Source organism: Neisseria sp. DTU_2021_1001991_1_SI_NGA_ILE_055 (assembly GCF_032342915.1).
Lineage (GTDB): Bacteria > Pseudomonadota > Gammaproteobacteria > Burkholderiales > Neisseriaceae > Neisseria.
Window position 1 is genome coordinate 851475 of the sequence record NZ_CP135440.1, and the last position, 22597, is coordinate 874071.

Below are 22597 nucleotides of genomic sequence, written 5' to 3' on the forward strand. Positions count from 1 at the left end.
TCAGTCTTCGACTTGACGTATGGCTTTGACCGAACGTTTGATTTCGCTGAGCGTACCGGTTTTATAACTATTACGTTCCTGCTCGGTCATACCGTTTTGATCCAATTTGGCGATATTTTTCAATGCTTCGGCATATTGGCCGTCTGAAAGTTTTTCCTGTTTGATGTGCCAACGGTTGTTCACTTCGGAAGCCGTCCACAAGCCTACTTTGTTGTAATAGAACAAAATGCTTGCCGCCAGCGTCTTCATATCGCTGTCGGGTTTGGCACTGCCGATACTGCGGCCAATACGGTTGTTACGTTGATCGACTGCCTGGTCGGCAAGGTAGCGGCTGAAGTAGTCGTCTTTACCTTCTCGCAACTCCATATCCGTCAGACGCGCATTACCTGCTTTTTCGGCAATAATGCTGTCGAATTTAGAAGCAATCGCCGCCTGCCATAATGCTTGGCGTACGGCATTGACCTGTGTTCCCCTGCTGTCGCCGTTTGCTTTGTCATCCAAACCTGTACGCTCGGCAAAGCGTGTGGCATTACTGGTCATATTGATTAAGCCTTCATCCTCCATCCCGATGACTTGGGCGGCTACGGGATGGTTAAGTGCAAATTGTGCCATTTTACTGCGGCGGCTTTGATCTTCCTGATACGATTGGCAACCGGACAATACCAGCATGCCGAGAACGGCGCATTGAATGTGTTTTTTAATATGTTTCATGATGTAACTATCGATATTATTGTGTGAGTTCAACTTATTGTTTAACATAGAAACGCCCGTAAGCGCAAAATAATTCCCATACGGCCAAATCGGCGCATGAATGGCTATTTTATAATAAAAATAAGGCCGTCTGAAAATTTTCAGACGGCATAAGTATTTTTAACCTACAAAGCTTCGAATTTGCGGCCAATAAAACAGACAGGCTATCGAGCAAATAGCAATACTGATACCGGCTGCATTAATGCTGCTGATTTTTTCTTTAAACATTGCCGCACCAATCAGCGTACCCAAAACAATTACGCCGATGTTCATACCGGCAAACACCAAGGTCGGATTATCCTTCATGATTTGGTGTGCCGAGATGTAGGTAACAATATTCAAAAAATTCAGGCAACCCAAAATCATACCACCCACTATACCCTCTTTGGTCCATTTGCTTCCTTTGGCAAACAGGTAGCCAAACATCAAGATACCGGCCAAACAAAATGCTACCAGCAAATTACCGGCAAACGCGGTACCGCTTTTCGCCACTTGTTTGAACAGAATATCAATGATGCCGTAGCCACACCAAACGCCCAAAAGCAGCATCACTTGCGTGCCGAAACCGCCGGATTTCTTACCGCCATCGTTTTTCCAAAGCAAGAAAAACAATGCTGTAAATGCCAATACCAAACCAATCAGACGGCCTTCGGTCAGTTGTTCATGAAAAAGCGTGAATGAAGCGATAATGGGCAAAAACAGCGATAAGCGCTGTGCCGCATCCGATTTGACGATACCTGCCGCATCTACGGATTTGCCCATAATGACAAACACGGTTGGCAGCAATATGCCCAAGGCCGCAAAAAGCCACCAAGTCGGCAAAAATACCTGCGGATTGCTCAAATCGGGTTTTAACACCAGCATGGTCAAAGTGACGGCAACGATGTAGTTCACCGCCACCGCCTGCTCAATATTGATTTTTTGCTTGCGCGCCACTTTCAGCAATACGGAAACCAACACACTGCAAACGATACTTGCCAATAAATATGCCATGCTTTAGAACCATCCTTGAGTAGGCACAGGCTTATCTTCATTCAGTTTAATCAGTCCGATGACTACACGGTAAATAAACCAAATGGCAGTCACCAACAGAATCAGCCAACCAATTAAGATAAGTGTAGTAAAAGTTCCCAAAACCGTACCCACCAAAGACACCCAAAATGTCTTAATCAAATAATCGATATGGCTGGCGTAAATGGTACCTTGAGCCTCATCGCGTTTAACATACGCCATAATCACACCGACAACGGGGGTAAACAAAATCAACAAGCCCACAGCGTATGTAACATAAGCGATAAAAACATAGTTTTTCACGTCAGAGCTGGGCGTGTTGACCACATTTGTCGCCATATCAGTGAAGTTGTTGGTATTGGTTTCCTGACGCTCGTACTGCATAGCCGCATCATAAGCCAAACGTTTTTCCGGATGAGACAATACTTCAAACGCCTGCCCGATGGCTTTAAACCGCTCCGCATCTTTCTGAATATCCGGATTGGCCACCAATTTTCCATAAGCCTCGCGGATAACGTTGATATCAGCATCCTGAGACACACCCAAGATTTCGTATAAATTTAATTGTTCCATCTTTATTCCTATCCTTTATGCATCCACTGCAACATGAACATCTTGCGGATTGAGCGTACGCAGGTTTTCAGGTTTCATGCCCACGATAAACCCGCGTTTGCCGCCATTGATAAAAATCTCGTCCAAAGCCCAAATACTTTCTTCCACATAAACCGGCAACGCGGTTTTCATACCGAACGGCGATGTCCCACCGACCAAATAGCCCGTCCATTTCGCCGCCTGATCCGCCGTTGCCGGCTCGATGTGTTTCAAGCCCAGTTCGCGTGCCAGATTGCGGGTGGAAATATGTTTGTCGCCGTGCATTAACACAACCAAGCCTTTTTTGTGTTCATCCTGCAGGACGATTGTTTTGATGACTTGATGCTCAGGTTTGCCCGTACATTCGGCAAAACGCGCCGTACCGCCATGTTCTTCATACGCATAAACATAAGGGACAAAATCGATTTTCTTACTGCGTAAAAAGCGCACTGCCTGCGTAACCGGATATTCTGCTTTACTCATGGTTGTTTTGCGCCACCCTTTTCTGACGGCCCCTCTTAAATGTGGAACGTAAACAACTGCAATGTTACCATACCTTCTTTTTGAAATCAGGAGACAACATGGACATCCGCTATCTTGGCACAAGCAAACGCTATTCGGAAGCCGTCGTGGCCAACGGCTTGGTTTTCCTCTCCGGCATGGTTCCCGAAAATCCTGAAGCCGATACCAAAGCGCAAACTGAAAATGTTTTGGCACAAATCGATTCATGGCTCGCCCAATGCCAATCCGACAAAGCCCACATTTTAGAAGCCACCATCTATCTGCCCGATATGAACGACTACGCCGCCATGAACGAAGCCTGGGACGCATGGACAGCGCCCGAACGCGCCCCGGCCCGCGCCTGCGTGGAAGCAAAACTGGCCTCACCCGACTGGAAGGTTGAAATCAAAATTACCGCCCTTCAAATCAAATAAAGCGCAAATATCAGGCCGTCTGAAAATGCCGCATTGACCAAGCAAGCGCAGTTTTTCAGACGGCCTTTATTCTTTTGCGGTACAATACCGCCCTTAAATTTTTCTATTATTTCAAAGCACAAACAGCCATGTCCAAAAAAACCAAGCAAGAATTAGAAAACAACAAACTCAGCAAACGCCTGCGCCACGCCGTCGGCGACGCGATTAACGATTTCAACATGATTGAGCCGGGCGACAAAATCATGGTCTGCCTCTCCGGCGGCAAAGACAGCTACGCCCTGTTAGACATTCTGCGCCAGCTTCAAGCCAGCGCGCCGATTGATTTCGAGCTGGTTGCCGTCAATCTTGACCAAAAGCAGCCGGGTTTCCCCGAAGAAGTATTGCCGACCTATCTCGAAAGCATCGGCGTGCCGTACAAAATCGTCGAAGAAGACACCTACTCCACCGTTAAACGCGTGTTGGACGAAGGCAAAACGACTTGTTCGCTGTGCAGCCGCCTGCGCCGCGGTATCCTCTACCGCACTGCAAAAGAATTGGGCTGCACCAAAATCGCCTTGGGACACCACCGCGACGACATCCTTGCCACCATGTTCCTGAATATGTTTTACGGCGGCAAACTCAAAGCCATGCCGCCCAAACTGGTCAGCGACAACGGCGAACACATCGTCATCCGTCCTCTCGCATATGTCAAAGAGAAGGACTTGATCAAATATGCCGAGCTGAAACAATTTCCGATTATCCCGTGCAACCTCTGCGGCTCGCAGCCCAACCTGCAACGCCAAGTCATCGGCGATATGCTGCGCGATTGGGACAAACGCTTCCCCGGCCGTATCGAATCGATGTTCTCCGCCCTGCAAAACGTCGTTCCATCGCATTTGGCCGATACCGAACTCTTCGACTTTGTCGGCTTGGAACGCGGTCAAAACCTGAAACATGGTGGCGACTTGGCGTTTGACAGCGAAAAAATGCCGGAACGTTTCTCCGACGGCAGCGAAGAAGACGAAAGCGAAATCAAAATCGAGCCGCAAAAAGCCGAACGCAAAGTCATCAATATTCTGGCAAACAAACCTAAAACCTGCGGTTTATAATTCCATTTAATATTCAGACGGCCTTTCGGTAGCTATTTACCGAAAGGCCGTCTGAATATTCAAATTTGAAATTTTTTCTATTCTTTTTTATCTATTCTTTCCCTGACAAACCGTGCAGCAGCAATCCCAATACGTCTTGCGGCAGCTTTTGCGGCGCAGCGGCATAAAGCGCGGCTAGTTGCGGGTGGCGCATCAATATATCCGCCTGTCGGATGAACAGGTCGATGAGTTCCACCGGCAAATCGGGCTGAATCAGGCGGCGTTGTTGCAGAGTGTGGAAGAAACCGCGCATAAAGGCGTATTTTTCTTCGTTCAATTCGTGGAAAAACCGCTCCAGCTCCAAATCGGTATTCTCTTCAATGTCGCGCAGGAAGGCGGCGGAATAAAGTTCTTCAAACGATTGTTTTTGCAGGGAAAACACAGCCTCAGCGGCTTCGCGCAGGCTGCATTGCCGTGCAAGCAGCGCCTCAAATTCGGCACGGACGCGGTTCTTCTGCTCGGTAACAATTTCCTGCAAGAGCGCGTTTTTGCCGCTGTAATGCTTGTAAAAGGTAACGCGGCTGACGGCGGCCTCGGTGCAGATGCCGCCCACGGATACGGCGGAAAAGCCGTGTTCGCGGAACAGGCGGCGGGCGGTGTCGGCGATGGTTTGTTGTTTGCTGGCGGTCATGACGGTAGAAAGGTTTTGATTTTGTTCATAAAGGGTTTTCATTAAAGTTATCCGCAAGTCGGATACTCATCATATAGTGGATTAACTTTAAACCAGTACGGCGTTGCCTCACCTTAGCTCAAAGAGAACGATTCTCTAAGGTGCTGAAGCACCAAGTGAATCGGTTCCGTACTATCTGTACTGTCTGCGGCTTCGTCGCCTTGTCCTGATTTTTGTTAATCCACTATATTTCCCCACGGCTGCAATGGCAATACGGCGGGGTTTCAGACGGCCTCTTTCCTTATCCTCCGCTCTGCCCTACGGATGAGAGCTATCGGAAGCTTAGCAGGCCAAATTCATGAAGATTACAGAATCTCCCTCCTCCAACCTTCTCCTGTCAAATAGGAGAGGGATTTTTTGGACGATTCACAAGATAAGGGGGGAAGTAAAGTGAATGATAAACACTTGCATTCCGGTTTCTTATTTCTTATACTTTACATTAATAGTTTGTTTTATGTAAATGTGTAAACACAAATATTTGCATAATGAAGGAACAATTGGATTGCCTGATGTTCAATCCGCCCCGACCTATGCCGTCTGAAAGGATAAAGAAATGCAGAAACCCGCCCTCCGCCGCCTGCCGCTACTGCTTGCCGCCGCCTTTGCTTCCGAATGGATTTATGCCGCTGATGCGGCGCAAGACGCGGAACAAGTGCAGTTGGAAGAAGTCGTCGTCACCGGAGAACGCACCAACCGCAGCGGCTTTGAAACCGCCACGTCCAACCGCGTTTTCACCACGCCGAACATTGACCGCAGCGGCCACAACCTTTCCGCAACCGACCTGCTCAAACAGACCGTGAACACAGTGGACTTGGGCAGCGGCAACGATTTGCCGACCGTGCGCGGCGTGGACGGCTCCGGTCCCGCCGTCGGTGCGGTGGCGTTTTTCGCAGGTACGCGGCCGCGCCTGAACCTGTCCATAGACGGCCGCTCCGCCACTTACAACGAATACGCCTTCGGCACGCAGTCGCTGTGGGACATGCAGCAGGTGGAAGTCTTGCGCGGGCCGCAAAGCCATGTGCGTGGGCAGAACGCGGTGGCGGGCGCGGTGGTGATGCGTTCCAAAGATCCGACCGACGAATGGGAAGGCGCGCTGCGCTTGGGTTTGGGCAATCAGAAAACGCGCAACATCGCCGGCGTAGTGTCCGGCCCGATTGTGAAAAACAACCTTGCCTTCAGATTGAGCGCGGAGCGGCAGCAGCGCGAAAGTTACGAGCCATTCGTGTCCTATGAGCCGACCGGCAACCCGCGCCGCGTGGAAAACACCAACGTGCGCTTCAAACTTCTGCTCACGCCCGAAAACCATCCCGATTTTTACAGCCGCCTGACGCTGAACCACATCCGTTCGCGTGCGCCGCAAAACGAAATTATGGGCAACACCGCCAGCCGCCGTTTTTTAAAAGAAAAGCCCGTGTTCGTAACCGGCTCGACATCGAGCATCTGGGACGTATCGTGGCAGCTTAACGACTATCTGAAACTGGAAAACAAACTGGTTTACGGCCGCTACCACAACGAGCGGCTGCACCTGCCGATGACCGTCAGCCCGCAAGGCGTGCCCGCAGAACTCAAAGGCCGCGAACTGCAATGGGAGCCGGTATTGCATTTTTCCAACAAAGGCCGTCTGAAAGGCCTTGCCGGACTGCACTACTTCCGCAGCAAACAAGACGAATGGGTAGATATCCGCAGCGTCGGCGGCTGCAACACCTTTGACGACCGCAACAGCGTACGCGCCCTGTTTGCCGAAACCACATACAGCCCCGGCGAAAAATGGGACATCACAGCCGCCGCCCGCATTGAAAAAGAAACGCACAAACGAAGCGGCGGCAGCGGCGCGCTGCACCTCGATTTAGACAAAGGCCAGACCGTCTTCCTGCCCAAAATCGACATCGCCTTCAAACCCACCGACCAATGGGTCAGCGGTATCAAAGCCGCGCGCGGCTACAACCCCGGCGGCGCGGGCATCACCTTCGGCCGCCCCGTCGTAACCTACACCTATGAACCCGAATATGTGAACAACTACGAGTGGTACACCCGCTGGCGTAGCGCAGACCGCCGCCTGCAACTCTCCGGCAACCTGTTCCTGAACCACTACCGCGACATGCAGCTCCCCTTCTATCTCGGCACCAACTCCGTCGTCATCCGCAACGCCAAAAAAGTCCACACCTACGGCGCGGAACTCGCCGCCGACTGGCAGGCGACCGACAGCCTGAAACTCACCACCGGACTGGGGCTGCTCAACACCAAAATCAAAAGCTATCCCGACAGCGGCATCGAAGGCAACAAACTCGGCCGCGCGCCCAAATACACCGCTAACATCGGCGTGAAATACCTGAACGACAAAGGCTGGGAAGCCGGCGGCGACGTGCGCTTCTACGGCGGCTACTACTCCGCCGCCGATAATGCCGAATCAGGCAAAATCGGCGCATACAACCAAGTCAACCTCTACACCGCCTACAACTTCAAACAAGGCCGCGTCTCGCTCTATGCCAACAACGTATTCAACCGCCGCCGACCCATATTCATTTCCAGCGCCGACCGTCAAGACGCACTCTACCAACGCCCCAGAAGCGTAGGTTTGAGCGCGGAATGGAAGTTTTAGACGAAGCTGAAATGATGGAGACCGTCTGAAAAAACATAGGTCGGACATTTATGCCCGACCTACCGTTTATTCCCCAAAACACCCAAAGGAGCCCCATGCACTACTTCACCCCTGCCAAAACCCTGCCCGAAGGCACCATCTACCTGACCGACCTGACCCACGTTGCCGACTTCGCCGACTGGCTGGCCGAATTCGAAACCCTGTTAAACCAAAACCGCCGCTTCGCCACCGTCTGCACCCCGATGCGGCGGCAGGTAAGCGATGAACAGCGCATTGCCGACCGCAAAACTTACATCGAATGGATAAAGGCACATCGGCCGCAACTGTCCGAACGCTGCGCCGCCATGCTCCTTATCGAACCCGACGCGGCGCAACTGGCGTTCTTCCGCGAACAATCTTCCAAACTCGGCCCTGCATTGGGCGTGAACTACATCGTCGAAGCAGATGAAACAACCGCCCTGCTTCGCGCAGAAGAAGCATTGAAGGCCGTCTGAAAAGATACTAAACCTATTTAAATACAAATCAAGTATTGCCACCCAATATGTTCAGACGGCCTTGTCCCTTTATTTGCCTCATCTTCAAAAGAATCATGTGATGTCCGACAATCAGACTTCCCCAAACTCACGCGACTGGCTGCTGCTTATCGGCGGCAGCACTTACAAATTCACGCTGACTGGTTTTTATCTGGTCGCGCTGGTGGCTATTTTGAAAAACCACGGTTACAGCCTGAACCAACTGAGCTGGATACATTTAATCGGCGGAATCGAAGCGGCGAAAGTGTTGTTTGCCGCGCTGATGGAGCGGCGGCCGGCGGGGCGGTTCGGACGGTTTCGCGGCTGGCTGCTGGCGGCGACGCTGGGGCTTTCGGCAGTATTCGGAATGATGGCCTGCACCGACATCACGCAGAACTTCCCGCTGCTTCTGGCCTGCTGCGTTTTGCTCTCGGCCATGTCGGCAGTGTACGGCTGCGCGATGCTGGGTTTGTCGTGCATCGTCCTGCCACACCGCGAACGCGGCTTCGGCGGCGTGATTCAGACGATGGCGGCGCGCGGCGGCAAGATGATCGGCGGCGCGCTGGTGTTGTGGCTGTATCAGGAATACGGACAGATGGCGGCGGCCGGCTTTATGCTGACGTTCAGCCTGCTGATGCTGCTGCAACTCTTGTACTACCGCGAGCCGGAAAGTCCGATGGCGCAAGGCGGTTTGACGGCGTTGGCGGCGCGGCTGGTCTCCTTTTGGCGGCGGCCTGAAACGGGCTGGCGGTGGCTGGTTTTGCTGTTTGCCGTTGCCGCACCATATGCATTTATGGCGGCAACTTTTGTACCCAAGCTGGCGGATTTGGGCTTCACTCCGAAACAGACAGGCGGAATTTTGGCGGTAGGTATTCCTGTTGCCTGCCTGATTGTGACGCCGCTGTCGGGCTGGTTTTCGCGCAATTATCCGCGCCGCAAACTCGTGTTCCTGCTCTACGCGCTGCAACTGCCGCTTTTAGCGTCCATGACCGCCATCGACGCGCTCACCCACATCCATCCTTGGCTGCCATCCGTGCAAATCATCGCCCTGAGCCTGAGCTACACGCTGCTGCTGCCGGTGATACTGGCGTTGGTGATAGATAAATCCGACCGAGCCACCGCCGCACTCGACAGCAGCCTGCAATTTTCCGTCGTCCTGCTCGGCAGTTACGCGGCCGGTTTCGCCGCCCTACGGCTGGCAAAGGCGGTCGGCTATACAGATGCGTATTGGGTTGCAGTGTACTTGGCCGTATTGGTAGGCCTGCTTTTATATTTGAATAGAAATTTATTCAATCATTCAGAATGTGACTCACAATAATTCGCTCAGATATTTATCCATCGATTTTAATTGAGTGCGCCTCCGGATAATTTTTCATTTTATTGCACAATCCCTCATGAAAATATAACAAAACGTGCCCATAATACTGCCGTTATTACACTCTTACATTCAAAAGGAACCTCATGACTGCTGTTCTCATCGTTCTCGGCTTGATTGCCATTGTCGTCGGCATCTTAGGCACGATTTACCCTGCCTTGCCCGGATTGGGTTTGATGTTTGGTGGCGCATGGTTGTTGGGTTATGCCGGCGATTATCAAGTGTTTGGCTCGGGTACGCTGACCTTTTTGGCCATCGTTGCCGTATTTGGTACTGCAATGGACTATGTGGCGGGGGCATTGGGTGCAAAATATACCGGCGCAAGTAAAACCGCGGTTTGGGGCGCGTTTATCGGCGGCATTGTCGGCGCATTCTTCTCTATTCCCGGCTTGTTGCTCGGCCCGTTGACTGGCGCGGCTATCGGCGAATTTATCGCACGCAAAGACACTTGGCAGGCAGGCAAAGTCGGTATCGGTACGTTTATCGGCTTTATCATTGGCACCGTGGCCAAAATCGGCTGCGCATTAACCATTGCGTTAACCATCCTGTTTGTTTGGTTAGCCTCATTCTTCTAAACAAAAAACATTAAAGGCCGTCTGAATTTCAAACATTCAGACGGCCTTTTCATTTCATTGTTTATTTGCCGCAGCAGGCTTTGTACTTTTTACCGCTGCCACACGGGCAAGGATCGTTGCGGCCCACTTTTTCGCCTTCGCGGCGTACGGTTTGCGGTTTATTGATGATGGCCTGCCAATACCAGTAAATATCCAGCAGGACATGCGGCAAATCAGATTCCAACTGGGTCAGCTCTTTTTCATTCAGATGCAAAATGACTTCGCCATTTTCCTCATTGTCATAAATACCGCCCAAAGCCATAATCGGGTAGAACAAATCTTCAAACTCTTCCTGATCGACTGCTTCAAACCAATCGGTAGGCACAATATCCAGTGCGTAAAGATAAGCATTACACCATGTGTAGAAATCCGGATTGCCGGCTTCATCTTCATAAAACCACAAATCAGGCAGGATTTTCTCATTGAGCTTCATGCGCATATCGGCGGCCATTGCCATGACCAAACGCTCGATTTCGGTACGCTCTTTGGCATCAAACAAAGATTCTTCACCCAAAATCTCAGGCAGCCAGTTGGTCGGATTCAAAGCATCCGGACCGCTCAATAAAGCCATCATAAAACCTTGAACTTCATCACAACGCATGGTGTTGTGGGCTTCGGATTTGGCATCCAGCAATTCCATCAATCGGCTGCGTGCCGCTTCATCAAAAGTCAGTATTTGCATTTTCGTTCCTTAAAATAAAATCGTATTATGGTTTTCAGACGGCCTGGGCATGGATACGTTGCCGCATTTGTTCAAACAGACAAACCGTTGCCGCCATCGCGACATTCAAGGATTCGGTTTGCCCCAACATGGGGATTTTGACACAGGCTTCAGCCTTCTCTTTTATTCGTTCACTCACGCCGCTGCCTTCATTGCCAAATACCCAAGCGCAGGGTTGACTGAGGTCCATTTCATACAACCCGATATTGCGGCCACCCAAAGCTGTTGCCCAAATTGGATGCTGATACTTTTCCATCCAAGCGGATAATTCCACTCGGCTGAAAATAGACAGCAAAAAATGTGCACCCATCCCCGCTCGCAACACTTTGGGCGACCAGATATCCACGGAATCATTGCTGCACACAATTTGCCTGACCCCTGCCGCCGCCGCGCTGCGCAAAATTGTGCCTGCATTGCCGGGGTCTTGTACCCGCTCCAATACCACGCAATCGCCGTTTGAAGGCAAGCCAGTTTGCTTCGGAATATCAATCCAAGTCATCACATCATCGGCATCGGTCAGACTGGTGATTTTAGACAGTGCTTCGTTACCAACCCATGTAATCAGCCCTTCGTCCAACTGCGCCGTAATTTCTTGAATTTCAGAATGTTGCTGTTTCTTTTCAGGCAGGTAAACCTGTTTGGGCGTACCGCCGCTTTGCAAATAAGTTTGCAGCAGATGTACGCCTTCCAATACGGTTTCACCGCTTTCGCGCCTTGCTTTGGCCTGCGTCAAAAGACGGAATAAATGTTTGAGCTGTTCGTTTTGAGCAGAGGTAATCAGTTTCATGGAGCGCATTATAACTGTTTTGACTTCTTTGAAGCTATGCTTTCAGACGGCCTGACGGTTTTGCTACGAAAATAAAAAACCCTTGCAATAAAGCAAGGGTTTTGCATGATTTCATTTTTTACTGCACAACAGTCTGCTGCTCATTTTTTTGCTCTGTGCGAACAGTAGGACGGTTTTCAATTTTGCCGTCTTTTGCTGCATTTGGCACAACAGTCTCGCCAGGCTCGGAAGCTGCTTTATCAACAGGCGTACCGCTTACCGGAATGATATTTTGAGCAGGCTGAACATTAGACTTCTCTGCAACCGGCATAGACTCACGAGAAGTTTGCGGTGCAAATTGCCATGCCGTCACAGCAATGGCACACACACTGGCAGCGGCTGCAAAAAATTTAAAGAAGCCGTTATTGGCCGCTTCGCGATGAGTATATTTTTTCTGCTTGCCGGCAATCTCAGCTTGAGGCACTGTAAATGCTTTGCTTTGCATGGTTTCATCAGCCACCTTCGCAGCCGCACCCTGACGGATACAGTCGCCGATAATGTGGTACTCATGCCAAGCGCGCAATGCTTCCTCGTCTGCCAATACGGCATCCAGCATCTCATCAGTCAATGCTTCACCGTCCATCAATGCGGACACATACTCCAATGCTTTATTTGTTTTATCGTTCATTTTTATTACCACCTTTGATCTTCAGAAGTATCCAACAGCGGCCGCAAATCTTTTGCAATCAGTTCACGCGCTCTGAAAATACGCGAACGTACTGTACCTATCGGACAATCCACTACCCGAGCTATTTCTTCGTAAGACAAGCCGTCCATTTCCCTAAGCGTAATGGCTTGACGCATATCGTCTGGCAGTTGCGCAATGCTTGCCTCGACGGTCTGCAAGATTTCCCGATTCATCATCTCAGCTTCCGGCGTATGATAATCCGCAATCTGATCGGTTAAATCGAGAACATCTCCTTCCTCATTGGCTGCTTCCGAACTGACAAAAAACTGACGACCCGAAGTGGTCAGGAAATTCTTTGCCGTATTGATGCCGATACGGTACAGCCATGTATAAAATGCACTCTCACCTCGAAAATTAACCAGCGCACGATAAGCCCTAATCATTGCCTCTTGGGTTACATCGTGCACTTCATGCTCATCCTGAATAAAACGGGAAATCAGTCTGTTTAGCCGACGCTGATATTTGGACATCAGCATCTCGAATGCCTTATGGTCACCTTTCTGCGCGCGCTCCACCAAAACTTGATCTATTTGGCGATCGTTCATACCCACCCTTTAATCATTTTACTGCTTTAAACCCAAAAATAGTAAAGCGTGCTGTGCACAGTAAAGACAGCAACGCTCTGAAATAGTTCCATAAGATTACATTTAATGGCAAAAGTTTATTCGTGCAGATGCTCTAACATAAGCTGTATTGCTTATTATATATACACTTAGCACAAGTAGTTAAATTACTAATACTTACTAAATTTACAGTTAGTCTCTTTGCTTTTCTGCTATATATTTGACCAACTTTTCATGAACAGGCAGATAGCCTTCCCCTATTTGAACATCGCTTCCCACCCGAAGATTAACAACAGCAAGGCACTTGTTGCCCATACTTAGGATAATCGGCCAATATTTACGGACGAGTGGCACAATATGACACTCTTGCAATAGTTTTTCGACTGATTTTTCCCTTTCCCCCAAATAAATCACATCACCTTTGACCACATTTCGGAGTACTGCCGGCTTCTCCAACTCCTCTTCCGGCAAACCGCCTTTAAACGGTAATAAAACAAAACCGTTTTCCAGCAAAATATCTTTCAGACGGCCTCGAACTTCCCTACCATTACACCAAGGCAGTTTTTGAAACTCACTTTCCTGACAAACAAACAGATTGTCTCGATATGCGACCAGTTCCCCATCTGGCAAATTCAACTGCGCCTGTTCTGCGGTTTCCAATACTCGGGCAAAATCGGCAATGCTGTGATAAGAAGGTAATGATTCCGTTTGCTTTCGCAAAAAATACCAAAGCAACCGACGGCGTAAGAGCGGCGTACATTGCCGCCACAGACTGATACTGAATATTCCGTCCGGACTGATGCGCTGATATTCAGACTCAACCAATTCATCTAAAAGCTGCAAATCTTCCTGCAATAATCGGATATTGGCACAAATTTGCCGCTCAAAATTCGGAATTCGCTGCTGCCATTGCGGCAAGGCCTGATTTCTCATCCAATTGCGTAAATAGCCAGAATCCTCGTTACTTTCGTCTTTGACAAAAGACAGCCCCCATTGTTGCGCATACTCTGCCAATTCCTGACGGGAAAATGCCAAAAGCGGCCGCCAGATTTGGATCTCTTCATTTAAATCACGCCATACCGGCATGGCCGCCATACCGCGCAATCCGCCGCCGCGCACGGCCGACAGCATAAATGTTTCGATTTGATCATTGCGATGGTGGGCCAAAACAATAATTTTTTTCAGGCCGTCTGAAAATGCCTGATATCGGGCAGCCCTGGCCGCCGCTTCCAAACCTTTTCCTTGTTTTTCCACATTGACACGGCACACCCGCAAGGTAACATTCAAACGCTGACAATAATCCTGACAAAATTTTGCCCAACTGTCGGCATTGGTGCTTAAACCATGATGAACATGGACGACACGCAAATCAAAACGGCGGAATTCACGCATCCGGTGCAAAAGATGCAACAGGACAACGGAATCCAATCCGCCGCTCAAACCGACTTCAAAAACAGTATGGTTCGGCAAATCAGGAAAAGTTGCTTGAAAACTTTTGAATAGGGAATCAGGGGATAGTTGCGACATTTCAGACGGCCTGAAATTGTGAATTACTCAAAAATAGAATACAAAAAAAGCAAGCAGCGCCATCTGCTTGCTTTTTCAGCAGTCAAACTTATTTATCGGTAAATTTACCGTAAGCCATGATGCGGTCGAAACGGCGAGAAAGCAAGTCAGGCATGGTCATGCTTTGCGCTTCGCTTAATTGCTGTTCCAAAACGGTTTTGACGTTTTTCATCGTGGTTTCGTAATCACGGTGTGCGCCGCCCAACGGCTCGTCAATGACTTTATCGATGAGATCCAATTCTTGCAGGCGTTTGGCGGTAATCCCCAATGCTTGCGCGGCGTCTGCTGCTTTTTCGGCAGTTTTCCAAAGAATAGAGGCGCAACCTTCAGGAGAAATTACCGAATAGGTCGAGTATTGCAGCATATTGATGTAGTCACCGACAGCCACAGCCAACGCGCCACCCGAACCGCCTTCGCCGATGATGGTGCACAATACCGGTACATGCAGGCGGGTCAGTTCGTACAAATTACGGCCGATGGCTTCGGACTGGCCGCGCTCTTCCGCGCCAATGCCCGGATACGCACCCGGAGTATCGACAAAGGTCATGACCGGAATATTGAATTTCTCGGCAGTCTGCATCAAGCGCAACGCTTTACGGTAACCTTCGGGACGCGGCATACCGAAATTGCGGCGGATTTTTTCTTTGGTATCACGGCCTTTTTGATGGCCGATGACCATCACGCTTTGGTCGTTGAAACGTGCCAAACCGCCGATAATGGCATGATCGTCAGAATAATGGCGGTCGCCGTGCAACTCTTCAAAATCGGTAAAAATACCGTTGATGTAGTCCAAAGTATAAGGACGCTGCGGATGGCGGGACACTTGTGAAATTTGAGCCGGAGTCAGCTTGCTGAAAATTGACTTGGTCAACTCGTTGCTTTTCTTTTGCAGTCTGGCAATCTCGTCGGAAATATCGACGGCAGATTCATCTTGTACGAATCGCAACTCGTCGATTTTATTGGTTAATTCGGCGATGGGTTGTTCAAAGTCCAAAAAAACGGGTTTCATAAAACGAAGCTCTCGGTAATGGTTGCTGACATGATACGCTAATCAGACGTATTTGACAGCATTTCTCAAACGGAAACTGCCATCTTTTGCAATAAAAAACTTTCAGACGGCCTTTAACAAAGAAATAGTATATCTGCACTAAACTCATGGAGTGCCGTATCTTATGATAAACTTCAATTCAGTTCAATCATTTCAAACAGGCTATGAAAAACGATCATGACAATTCGTCCATGCGCTTGGACAAATGGCTGTGGGCCGCGCGCTTTTTCAAGACCCGCGCGCTGGCACAAAAACACATTGAGCTGGGCAGGGTTTTGGTCAACGGCTCGAAGGTGAAAAACAGCAAAAATATTTCCGCCGGCGACACCATCGACATGACTTTGAACTCCCTACCCTATAAATTCAAAGTCGCCGCGCTCAATCATCAACGCCGCCCGGCACCGGAAGCGCGTTTATTGTACGAAGAAGACATGAAAACGGCTGCCGAACGCGAAGCTCAAAAACAACTCGACCAAGCCAGCCGCATCAGTGCCGCTTATCCGGACGGACGCCCGACCAAACGTGACCGCCGCCAGCTTGACCGTATGAAGCGCGATAGCTGGTAAAGTGATTCATCCATTGTTTCAGACGGCCCTATATCCATGCCGTCTGAAAACCAAAAACAGGCAGGACATCCTGCCTGTTTTTTATTTGTGATGATTAAAATTTATATTCTAACTGACCACGAATAACGTTCACGTCCTGCTTATCCGTACCAACGGTAGGCGTAACCTGTTTGCCGGCCAAATAGAAGCCTTTGAGTTTCCAGTTTTTCCAAGGGATATAGGTTGCACCGATTTGCACGCCTTGGACGTTTTTGCTGTAATCCTCAACAGAAGAGACACCGGACAACGAGCCGACGCGGCGGTAGTTCAAGAATACGTCGTAAGAATTACGGACGTTCCAATCGGCTGATTTATAGCGAACTTCAGTGAACACGCCGTCATTTTTGATTTTTTGTCCGGCATCATTATAAGCTTTGATATTGGACTTACTGACCGCAGCCATCCAACGCCAATCGTCATTAAATTTAATGTCCGTACCAATTTCCCCGAAGACCGCATTTTTCTTCGCGCCGCGTACATCAATGTCTTTCATGTAGCTGACGGTTGCGCCGACGTTGATATTCTCATTCACAGGCAACACGCTTTGAATCGCGGCAAAATGTCTGCGGCGGCCGCCGATACCCCATGCGTTGTCGTTCAGACTGCCTGTACGGCGGCCCGCATAAATTTTGGTAGGCAGGGTTTTATTGTCAAAGAAGATTTCACCGCCGGTGACTTCGGTATCCCACACGCGGCCGTATGAAGAGAATGCGCCAAATTTACCGACACGCGCTTTGATGTTGTTGTACACAGTCCCTTCGGCATACAGTTTATTGACCGGCACATCATGATCGCCGTTGAATTTACCGGTTTCCAAATCGATATTCGGCTCGATTTGCGCTACCAATTTCCAATCTTTGTACAGTTTTGCGCGTAACCAAAACTCCGCATTAAAGTTGGCATTAGTGTCTTCAGGCGTCGGATTAACGCTGCTGTTGTTGGCATTGATGTCTTTGGTATCCGCACGTACGCGCAAACCGCCGTTCACAGTCAACAAATCATTGAAAATGCTGATTTTATCGTCATCTTTGCGAATAATGCTGCCGGAATTGACATAATCGTTGGTGGTGGCCAAAGCCGCCGCATCACGCCCGCCATCAGCATTCTCTGCCAATGAATAAGATGATGAAGCCAATAAAATACAGGTTGCAATCAGTTTGGTTTGAAATTTCATGCCGACTCTCCAAAAGAAGGTATTGAAAGTGAAGTATTCGATAAAGCGTACAAAATCGTGGATTTTGTAAAAATTATTCATTTTGTTTACTAATTATTTTTATCGTATGTAAATTAGTGTAATCAGTCAAGCAGATTTAAACGCTTTATCCGCTTTCAGACGGCCTCTTGATTCAGGTCAAACAGAAGCCTGCATATCAGGCTGTTCAAACTGCCGCTCCAAGGCATCGGACAATGCCGTCCTGCGTTTTTGGTGGCATCCCACAGCCTGACACAATTCCTCTGCATTTCCCCAAAACACAAAACGTTCACGCGCGCGGGTAATGGCTGTGTAAAGCAAAGCCTTATCCAAACCTCTGGCTTCCTCTTCGCCCTCCGTCGTTGCAGGCACTGACGGCGGCAACAGCCATACTTCCCGATATTCCGAACCTTGGCTCTTGTGCACCGTCATGGCAAAAGCCGATTCAAAATCGGGCAAACGGCTGATGGCAATTTTTTTGAATCCATCTTTCTCAGGAAAATAGGCAGACAAGCCATTCAACGATTCTTCATCTTTCATAATCAGCCCGATGTCGCCGTTAAACACTTCCAGCATATAATCATTGTGGGTAATCATGATGATTTGTCCGGCAAACCAAGGCGTTTCGCCCGAAACCTTGCCTTGCCGTTGCAGATATTCTTGATAAGCCTGATTCAAATCATCCGCATCCTGCCGCCAAGCCGCCAATACCACCACATCGGCCGCATGACCGTAGGCGAGTGCAACATTATTCTCTGCCACGGCCTGCCAATAATCCTGTTGCTTTTGATACAGCAAGGCGACCTGCTCTTTCAGACGGCCTGATTTCATTTCCAACTCTTTGGGGAACTTGTCAAACTGTTCGACCGCAGTTTGCTTTTCCCCGGACACCACCGCCCTTGCCAAACAACCGATACCGCTGTCTGCGCCAAAACGGTGGCTGAACGTCAATTTGGCATTGTTTTGCGATAAAGCTTGAGGCCGCTCTTTAATCTCAAAGCCATGATTGGGCAGATAAACTTCCAGCTTTTCAGCGGTTTCTTTATCCAAAGCCGTCGGACGCGACAATGCCGCCAATACGGCACCCAATCCAACCGACGGCAACTGGTTTTCATCGCCAAGCAACACCAGACGACAACCGGTCGGCACGGCACGCAATAAATCCAACACCAGCGGCAAATCCAACATCGAAGCCTCATCCACCACCAAAACATCCAAAGCAAGCGGATGTTCATGATTGAACGCAGGACGCATTTGCGGTGGCCGCAATTTCAACAATCGATGGACAGTCTGTCCTTCCAAGTTTTCCAAATGCGCTTTAATGTTCGGAGACAAATCAAAGCCATCCAAAGCACGCTGCAAAGCCCGTGCCATATGTGCAGCCGCCTTGCCCGTCGGCGCAGCCAACGCAATACGGGGCAGCTTCGTACTGTTATTGCAAATCAGACCCAAAAGCTTTGCGACGGTCGTGGTCTTACCCGTACCCGGCCCGCCGGTAATCAGCATAAAGTTTTGTAGCAAGGCCAAAGCCGCAGCATTCCGTTGCTCTTTGCTGTCTTTAGGATCAAACCAGTCGCTCAGGCTTTTTGAAGCCGCCATGAAATTCACTTCTTCTGCCTCGGCACTTGCCAGCCGTTTGATTTCGACAGCCAAATCATGCTCCAACTGCCACATCCGCCCTAAAAACAATTTCCGGCCTTGCAGGATAAGCGGTTTATCCGCATTGCCGACCAAATTCGGCAAATTGCTTAAGGCATCGACATCCGCTTTATCCAAGTAAATAAACGAATGCCCGTTTTGCAAGGCTGCAAACAGTCGAACCACATAAGGCTCAATAACGGATGCGCCCTGTACTTCGTGGCGGCGGAAAAACGCTATGGCCGCATCTGCGGCAGAGGAAAGGATAGAGTCGGTCGGGTTCATGGCTCAAGCTTGATTGATACGGACAAAAGAAAGGCCGTCTGAAAAACAGTGTTTCCATAAATGAAAACCTATTTTTCAGACGGCCTCTATTATACCGTTCAAAGCATAAAATATTTGCCTGAAATAATAACCTTATTGCAGCACTTGCAGACTGCCGTCTTTCATGGTCATTACCCTGTCGAAACGCTCAGCCAGCTCGTCATCATGGGTTACCACAATCAGGCTGGTGTTCAATTCGCGTTTCAAATCCAGCATCATATCCAGCACATTTTGCGCATTTTTACGGTCAAGGTTCCCTGTCGGTTCATCTGCCAACAGGCATTTCGGCTCATTAACCAAAGCACGGGCAATCGCCGCCCGCTGACGCTCGCCGCCGGAAAGTTCGCTCGGACGGTGCAACATACGTTTGTCCAAGCCGACCTTTTTCAGCATCTTGACAGCCTTCTCCTCAGCCATCGCCTTGGGCATTTTGCCGATTAAAAGCGGCATCATGACATTTTCCAACGCAGAAAACTCAGGCAATAGATGATGGAATTGATACACAAAGCCTAAATAACGGTTGCGCAATTCGCCCAACTGTTTTTGACTCAAACCGCCCAAATCCTGATCCATTAGTATTACCTTGCCTTCAGATGGCATATCTAAGCCACCAAGAAGATGCAGCAAAGTAGATTTACCGCTGCCTGACGAACCGATGATACTCACGCTTTCCGCTTCGGCAACTTCAAAATCCAAATGATTCAACACTTGTACATTCAATGCGCCGTCATTATAGCTTTTGCCAACGCCGATACATTTCAAGATTGTCTTACTCATAACGCAAAGCCTCCGCAGGTTGGGTTTTCGCAGCACGCCAGCTCGGATACAGTGTGGCGATAAATGCCAAGCCAAGCGAAATGCAGGCAATAACGGCGACATCCTTCAAATTCACATCACTAGGCAGGTAATCGATGAAATAAACTTGAGAGTTAATCAAATGAACGCCAAACAGGTCTTCAAAAAACGCGACAATCTTGCCGACATTCCACCCCAGCAATACACCGCACACCACGCCCACAAGCGTACCAAAGAACCCCGCAAAAGCGCCCTGCACCAAGAAAATCTTCATGACGCCGCCAGGAGACAGGCCCAACGTGCGCAAAATCGCAATATCGGCTTGTTTTTCCGTTACCGCCATTACCAAAGACGAGACAAGGTTAAACGCAGCAACCGCGATAATCAGCGTCAAAATGATGAACATCATGCGTTTTTCCAACTCAACGGCTTCAAAATAGCTGCGGTTGTTAAACGTCCAGTCGCGCACCCATACTTCATCTTTTTTAGCATCGGGAATCAACTTGGCAATGAAAGACGGCGCATTCTGAGGATCAGCCAGTCGCAAACGCAGACCACCGACATTTTCACCCAGTCGATACAAGACTTGCGCATCCTTGATATGCGTCATGGCCAATGTGTTATCGACTTCATAAACACCGGTTTTTACCACACCGACCACATTAAACTGCTTCAAGCGCGGCACTACGCCTGCAGGAGTGATATTACCCTCCGGCGTGATCACAGTAACTTTACCGCCAAGCTCCGTACCCAATGCCTCAGCCAGCCCTTGACCTAAAATAATATCAAATTCGCCCGGCTTCAAATCGTCAAAACTACCGGCCGGCATATCCTTGCCGTAATCAACGACATTTTTTTCTTCAGACGGCAAGATACCGCGTATCTGCACACCGCGTACTTCGCCGGCATTGGCAAGCAAAGCCTGATCGGAAACATAAGGTGCGCTGGCCAATACTTCCTTTTTGCCTTTTACAAATTCGCGCAAATTCTGCCAACCCGGCGCACTGCCGACATCGTAATAGCCGATTTCCGCATGAGGTGCAACGTTCAACAATTGACCGCGTATCTCTTTCTGAAATCCGTTCATTACCGATAACACCACAATCAGCGCCGTTACGCCCAAGGCGATACCGGCGATTGAAATCATGGTAATAAATGACATAAAGCCATTGCGTTTTTTCGCACGCAAATAGCGCAGGCCTATCCAAGTTTCTAAAGAAGCCATTCAAAAATGCCTCATTCGTTTGTCAAAAAAGGCTTATTGTACCGTAAAACCGACAGGTCGTCCGATTGCCCGACTGATGTGGTATTCAGGGATATAGTGTATGTAAAACCATGTATCTTCCCGTAAATTCCGCCGAAAAACTTGCACAATCGCCCAATCGCCCTTATTCTGAAGCTGTGACACACTTTGTCACCATCAAAAAGGAAATACACTAATGAACAGCAAAAAATTCTTGGCCCTCGTATCTGTAGCTGTAGGTTTGTCATTCAGCTTCAATGCATATGCCGCCAAAGAAATCAAAATCAGTTCAAACAATACCGCTTACTCCGACGCCGATGTTCAAAAACTGGCAGCCACTGCTGTCGGCATGGGCGTAAAAGAACCTGTCAGCCTCAACAGCGGAAACGGTGTTGTTACCGTATCCGGCAGCAGCGCAACCAAATGCGCATTCAAAGTCGGCAACGGCGATACGCCTCAAATTCAAGGCGTGAGCTGCAAATAATCTGATTTCATCAATGAAAAGGCCGTCTGAAAAACATTCAGACGGCCTTTTTATATTGGCATTTAAGATTGGATGTTTCGTCTATCGTAAACGGCCTGAGCCAAAGTACCGGCATCCACATATTCCATCTCGCCGCCCAAAGGGATTCCCCTTGCCAAGCGGCTGACTTTATAGGGAAGATTTTTAAACAATTCCGCCAATACATACGCTGTCGCATCACCTTCGGCTGTGAAGTTGGTCGCAATGATAATTTCCTCAATATCACTCGCCTGCAAACGGGCCACCAGCTTATCTAATGCGACTGCCGAAATATCCATGCCCTGCGCCGGACTGACTTGCCCCATCAAAACAAAATACAGGCCATCATGGCAATTGGCCGCCTCCATGCTGGAGACATCCGCCGGCATATGCACAATCATCAAACGGCTTTTATCGCGTTTTTCGTCTGCGCAAATTTCACACAAATCGCCTTCGCAAAATGTGTTGCACATCCGACAATGCTGCACCTGCCTCAAAGCAAACTGCAAAGCGTCCACCAACTCCTGCGCTTCTTCGCGTTTATACTGTAAAAGCTGGTAGGCCATACGTTGTGCGGATTTCGGGCCGACATTGGGCAGAATTTTTAATGCATTAATCAAGCGGACAAAGGCATCAGGATTTTTACTCATGATTTCAGACGGCCTTTAAAAAGATGGCTAAAAATAAGAAAACAGCCGGAAT

Annotated in this window: 24 protein-coding genes; 8 read left to right on the top strand and 16 right to left on the bottom strand. The window is 49.2% G+C overall.

Annotated elements, in window-relative coordinates; translation table 11 throughout:
* The 4 genes from RRV97_RS03900 to ybaK form a co-directional block, all read right to left on the bottom strand.
* Positions 1–711 carry a DUF6973 domain-containing protein gene (locus RRV97_RS03900; protein ID WP_295697437.1) on the bottom strand — a complete coding sequence of 237 codons (711 nt, stop codon included), beginning with the start codon at positions 709–711 and terminating at the stop codon, positions 1–3.
* A 159-nt stretch (positions 712–870) separates the two neighbouring features.
* Entirely contained in the window at positions 871–1743 is an 873-nt protein-coding gene (locus RRV97_RS03905) for a DMT family transporter (protein ID WP_315612037.1), read from the bottom strand.
* A 3-nt stretch (positions 1744–1746) separates the two neighbouring features.
* Positions 1747–2334, bottom strand: a complete 588-nt coding sequence (locus RRV97_RS03910; RefSeq protein WP_070814034.1) for a DnaJ domain-containing protein — start codon at positions 2332–2334, stop codon at positions 1747–1749.
* Positions 2335–2349: 15 nt separating this feature from the next.
* Positions 2350–2835, bottom strand: coding sequence for a Cys-tRNA(Pro) deacylase (ybaK, locus tag RRV97_RS03915; protein WP_004519716.1), 486 nt, complete (start codon positions 2833–2835; stop codon positions 2350–2352).
* 98 nt (positions 2836–2933) lie between these two features.
* Here ybaK and RRV97_RS03920 point away from each other — a divergent pair, with 98 nt between their 5' ends.
* Together RRV97_RS03920 and ttcA are read left to right on the top strand one after the other, a co-directional pair.
* The gene (locus RRV97_RS03920; RefSeq protein ID WP_315612039.1) at positions 2934–3287 is read left to right on the top strand and encodes a RidA family protein; all 354 of its coding nucleotides are present in this window, start codon (positions 2934–2936) and stop codon (positions 3285–3287) included.
* A gap of 128 nt (positions 3288–3415) precedes the next feature.
* A complete protein-coding gene (gene ttcA / locus RRV97_RS03925; RefSeq protein ID WP_003746908.1) occupies positions 3416–4375 on the top strand; it encodes a tRNA 2-thiocytidine(32) synthetase TtcA in 960 nt (319 codons plus the stop codon).
* A 91-nt stretch (positions 4376–4466) separates the two neighbouring features.
* On the opposite strand, the gene RRV97_RS03930 is transcribed toward ttcA, so the two are convergent.
* A complete protein-coding gene (locus RRV97_RS03930) occupies positions 4467–5087 on the bottom strand; it encodes a helix-turn-helix domain-containing protein (RefSeq protein WP_315612040.1) in 621 nt (206 codons plus the stop codon).
* Positions 5088–5637: 550 nt separating this feature from the next.
* On the opposite strand from RRV97_RS03930, the gene RRV97_RS03935 reads away from it, so the two are divergent.
* The 4 genes from RRV97_RS03935 (at position 5638) to RRV97_RS03950 (ending at position 10145) form a co-directional block, all read left to right on the top strand.
* Positions 5638–7683, top strand: a complete 2046-nt coding sequence (locus tag RRV97_RS03935) for a TonB-dependent receptor (RefSeq protein WP_315612041.1) — start codon at positions 5638–5640, stop codon at positions 7681–7683.
* Positions 7684–7778: 95 nt separating this feature from the next.
* A complete protein-coding gene (locus RRV97_RS03940) occupies positions 7779–8177 on the top strand; it encodes an extensin (RefSeq protein WP_188213938.1) in 399 nt (132 codons plus the stop codon).
* A gap of 100 nt (positions 8178–8277) precedes the next feature.
* Entirely contained in the window at positions 8278–9513 is a 1236-nt protein-coding gene (locus RRV97_RS03945) for an MFS transporter (protein ID WP_315612042.1), read from the top strand.
* Between the two features lie 143 nt (positions 9514–9656).
* Positions 9657–10145, top strand: coding sequence for a DUF456 domain-containing protein (locus RRV97_RS03950; RefSeq protein WP_063075298.1), 489 nt, complete (start codon positions 9657–9659; stop codon positions 10143–10145).
* 61 nt (positions 10146–10206) lie between these two features.
* Here RRV97_RS03950 and RRV97_RS03955 read toward each other — a convergent pair whose 3' ends face one another.
* The 6 genes from RRV97_RS03955 to RRV97_RS03980 all read right to left on the bottom strand — a co-directional run bounded on the left by RRV97_RS03955 (position 10207) and on the right by RRV97_RS03980 (position 15557).
* On the bottom strand, positions 10207–10866 hold the full coding sequence (locus tag RRV97_RS03955) for a YecA family protein (RefSeq protein ID WP_315612043.1): 660 nt from the start codon (positions 10864–10866) through the stop codon (positions 10207–10209).
* A gap of 34 nt (positions 10867–10900) precedes the next feature.
* Positions 10901–11692, bottom strand: a complete 792-nt coding sequence (locus tag RRV97_RS03960) for an RNA methyltransferase (protein ID WP_315612044.1) — start codon at positions 11690–11692, stop codon at positions 10901–10903.
* A gap of 118 nt (positions 11693–11810) precedes the next feature.
* Complete coding sequence (locus tag RRV97_RS03965) at positions 11811–12359, bottom strand: sigma-E factor negative regulatory protein (protein ID WP_315612045.1); 549 nt, start codon at positions 12357–12359, stop codon at positions 11811–11813.
* A 5-nt stretch (positions 12360–12364) separates the two neighbouring features.
* On the bottom strand, positions 12365–12964 hold the full coding sequence (gene rpoE, locus RRV97_RS03970) for an RNA polymerase sigma factor RpoE (protein ID WP_004519728.1): 600 nt from the start codon (positions 12962–12964) through the stop codon (positions 12365–12367).
* A 210-nt stretch (positions 12965–13174) separates the two neighbouring features.
* A complete protein-coding gene (tilS, locus tag RRV97_RS03975; protein WP_315612046.1) occupies positions 13175–14509 on the bottom strand; it encodes a tRNA lysidine(34) synthetase TilS in 1335 nt (444 codons plus the stop codon).
* An 88-nt stretch (positions 14510–14597) separates the two neighbouring features.
* Positions 14598–15557 carry an acetyl-CoA carboxylase carboxyltransferase subunit alpha gene (locus RRV97_RS03980; RefSeq protein WP_315612047.1) on the bottom strand — a complete coding sequence of 320 codons (960 nt, stop codon included), beginning with the start codon at positions 15555–15557 and terminating at the stop codon, positions 14598–14600.
* A 203-nt stretch (positions 15558–15760) separates the two neighbouring features.
* Between RRV97_RS03980 and RRV97_RS03985 the strand changes: the two genes are divergently transcribed.
* Positions 15761–16162, top strand: coding sequence for an RNA-binding S4 domain-containing protein (locus RRV97_RS03985; RefSeq protein ID WP_003679090.1), 402 nt, complete (start codon positions 15761–15763; stop codon positions 16160–16162).
* A gap of 94 nt (positions 16163–16256) precedes the next feature.
* Here the strand turns inward: RRV97_RS03985 and RRV97_RS03990 are convergent, their stop codons facing one another.
* From RRV97_RS03990 to RRV97_RS04005, 4 genes are all read right to left on the bottom strand, one after another.
* Entirely contained in the window at positions 16257–17456 is a 1200-nt protein-coding gene (locus tag RRV97_RS03990; RefSeq protein ID WP_315612048.1) for a hypothetical protein, read from the bottom strand.
* Positions 17457–17552: 96 nt separating this feature from the next.
* Positions 17553–19316, bottom strand: coding sequence for an exodeoxyribonuclease V subunit alpha (gene recD, locus RRV97_RS03995; protein WP_315612049.1), 1764 nt, complete (start codon positions 19314–19316; stop codon positions 17553–17555).
* Positions 19317–19448: 132 nt separating this feature from the next.
* On the bottom strand, positions 19449–20132 hold the full coding sequence (lolD, locus tag RRV97_RS04000; RefSeq protein WP_003679081.1) for a lipoprotein-releasing ABC transporter ATP-binding protein LolD: 684 nt from the start codon (positions 20130–20132) through the stop codon (positions 19449–19451).
* The gene (locus RRV97_RS04005; protein ID WP_315612050.1) at positions 20125–21375 is read right to left on the bottom strand and encodes a lipoprotein-releasing ABC transporter permease subunit; all 1251 of its coding nucleotides are present in this window, start codon (positions 21373–21375) and stop codon (positions 20125–20127) included. Before RRV97_RS04005 ends, lolD begins: the two co-directional genes overlap by 8 nt.
* A gap of 214 nt (positions 21376–21589) precedes the next feature.
* On the opposite strand from RRV97_RS04005, the gene RRV97_RS04010 reads away from it, so the two are divergent.
* Entirely contained in the window at positions 21590–21877 is a 288-nt protein-coding gene (locus RRV97_RS04010; RefSeq protein ID WP_003683377.1) for a hypothetical protein, read from the top strand.
* 62 nt (positions 21878–21939) lie between these two features.
* Here the strand turns inward: RRV97_RS04010 and recR are convergent, their stop codons facing one another.
* Entirely contained in the window at positions 21940–22545 is a 606-nt protein-coding gene (recR, locus tag RRV97_RS04015) for a recombination mediator RecR (protein WP_070814021.1), read from the bottom strand.
* Positions 22546–22597 lie beyond the last annotated feature (52 nt).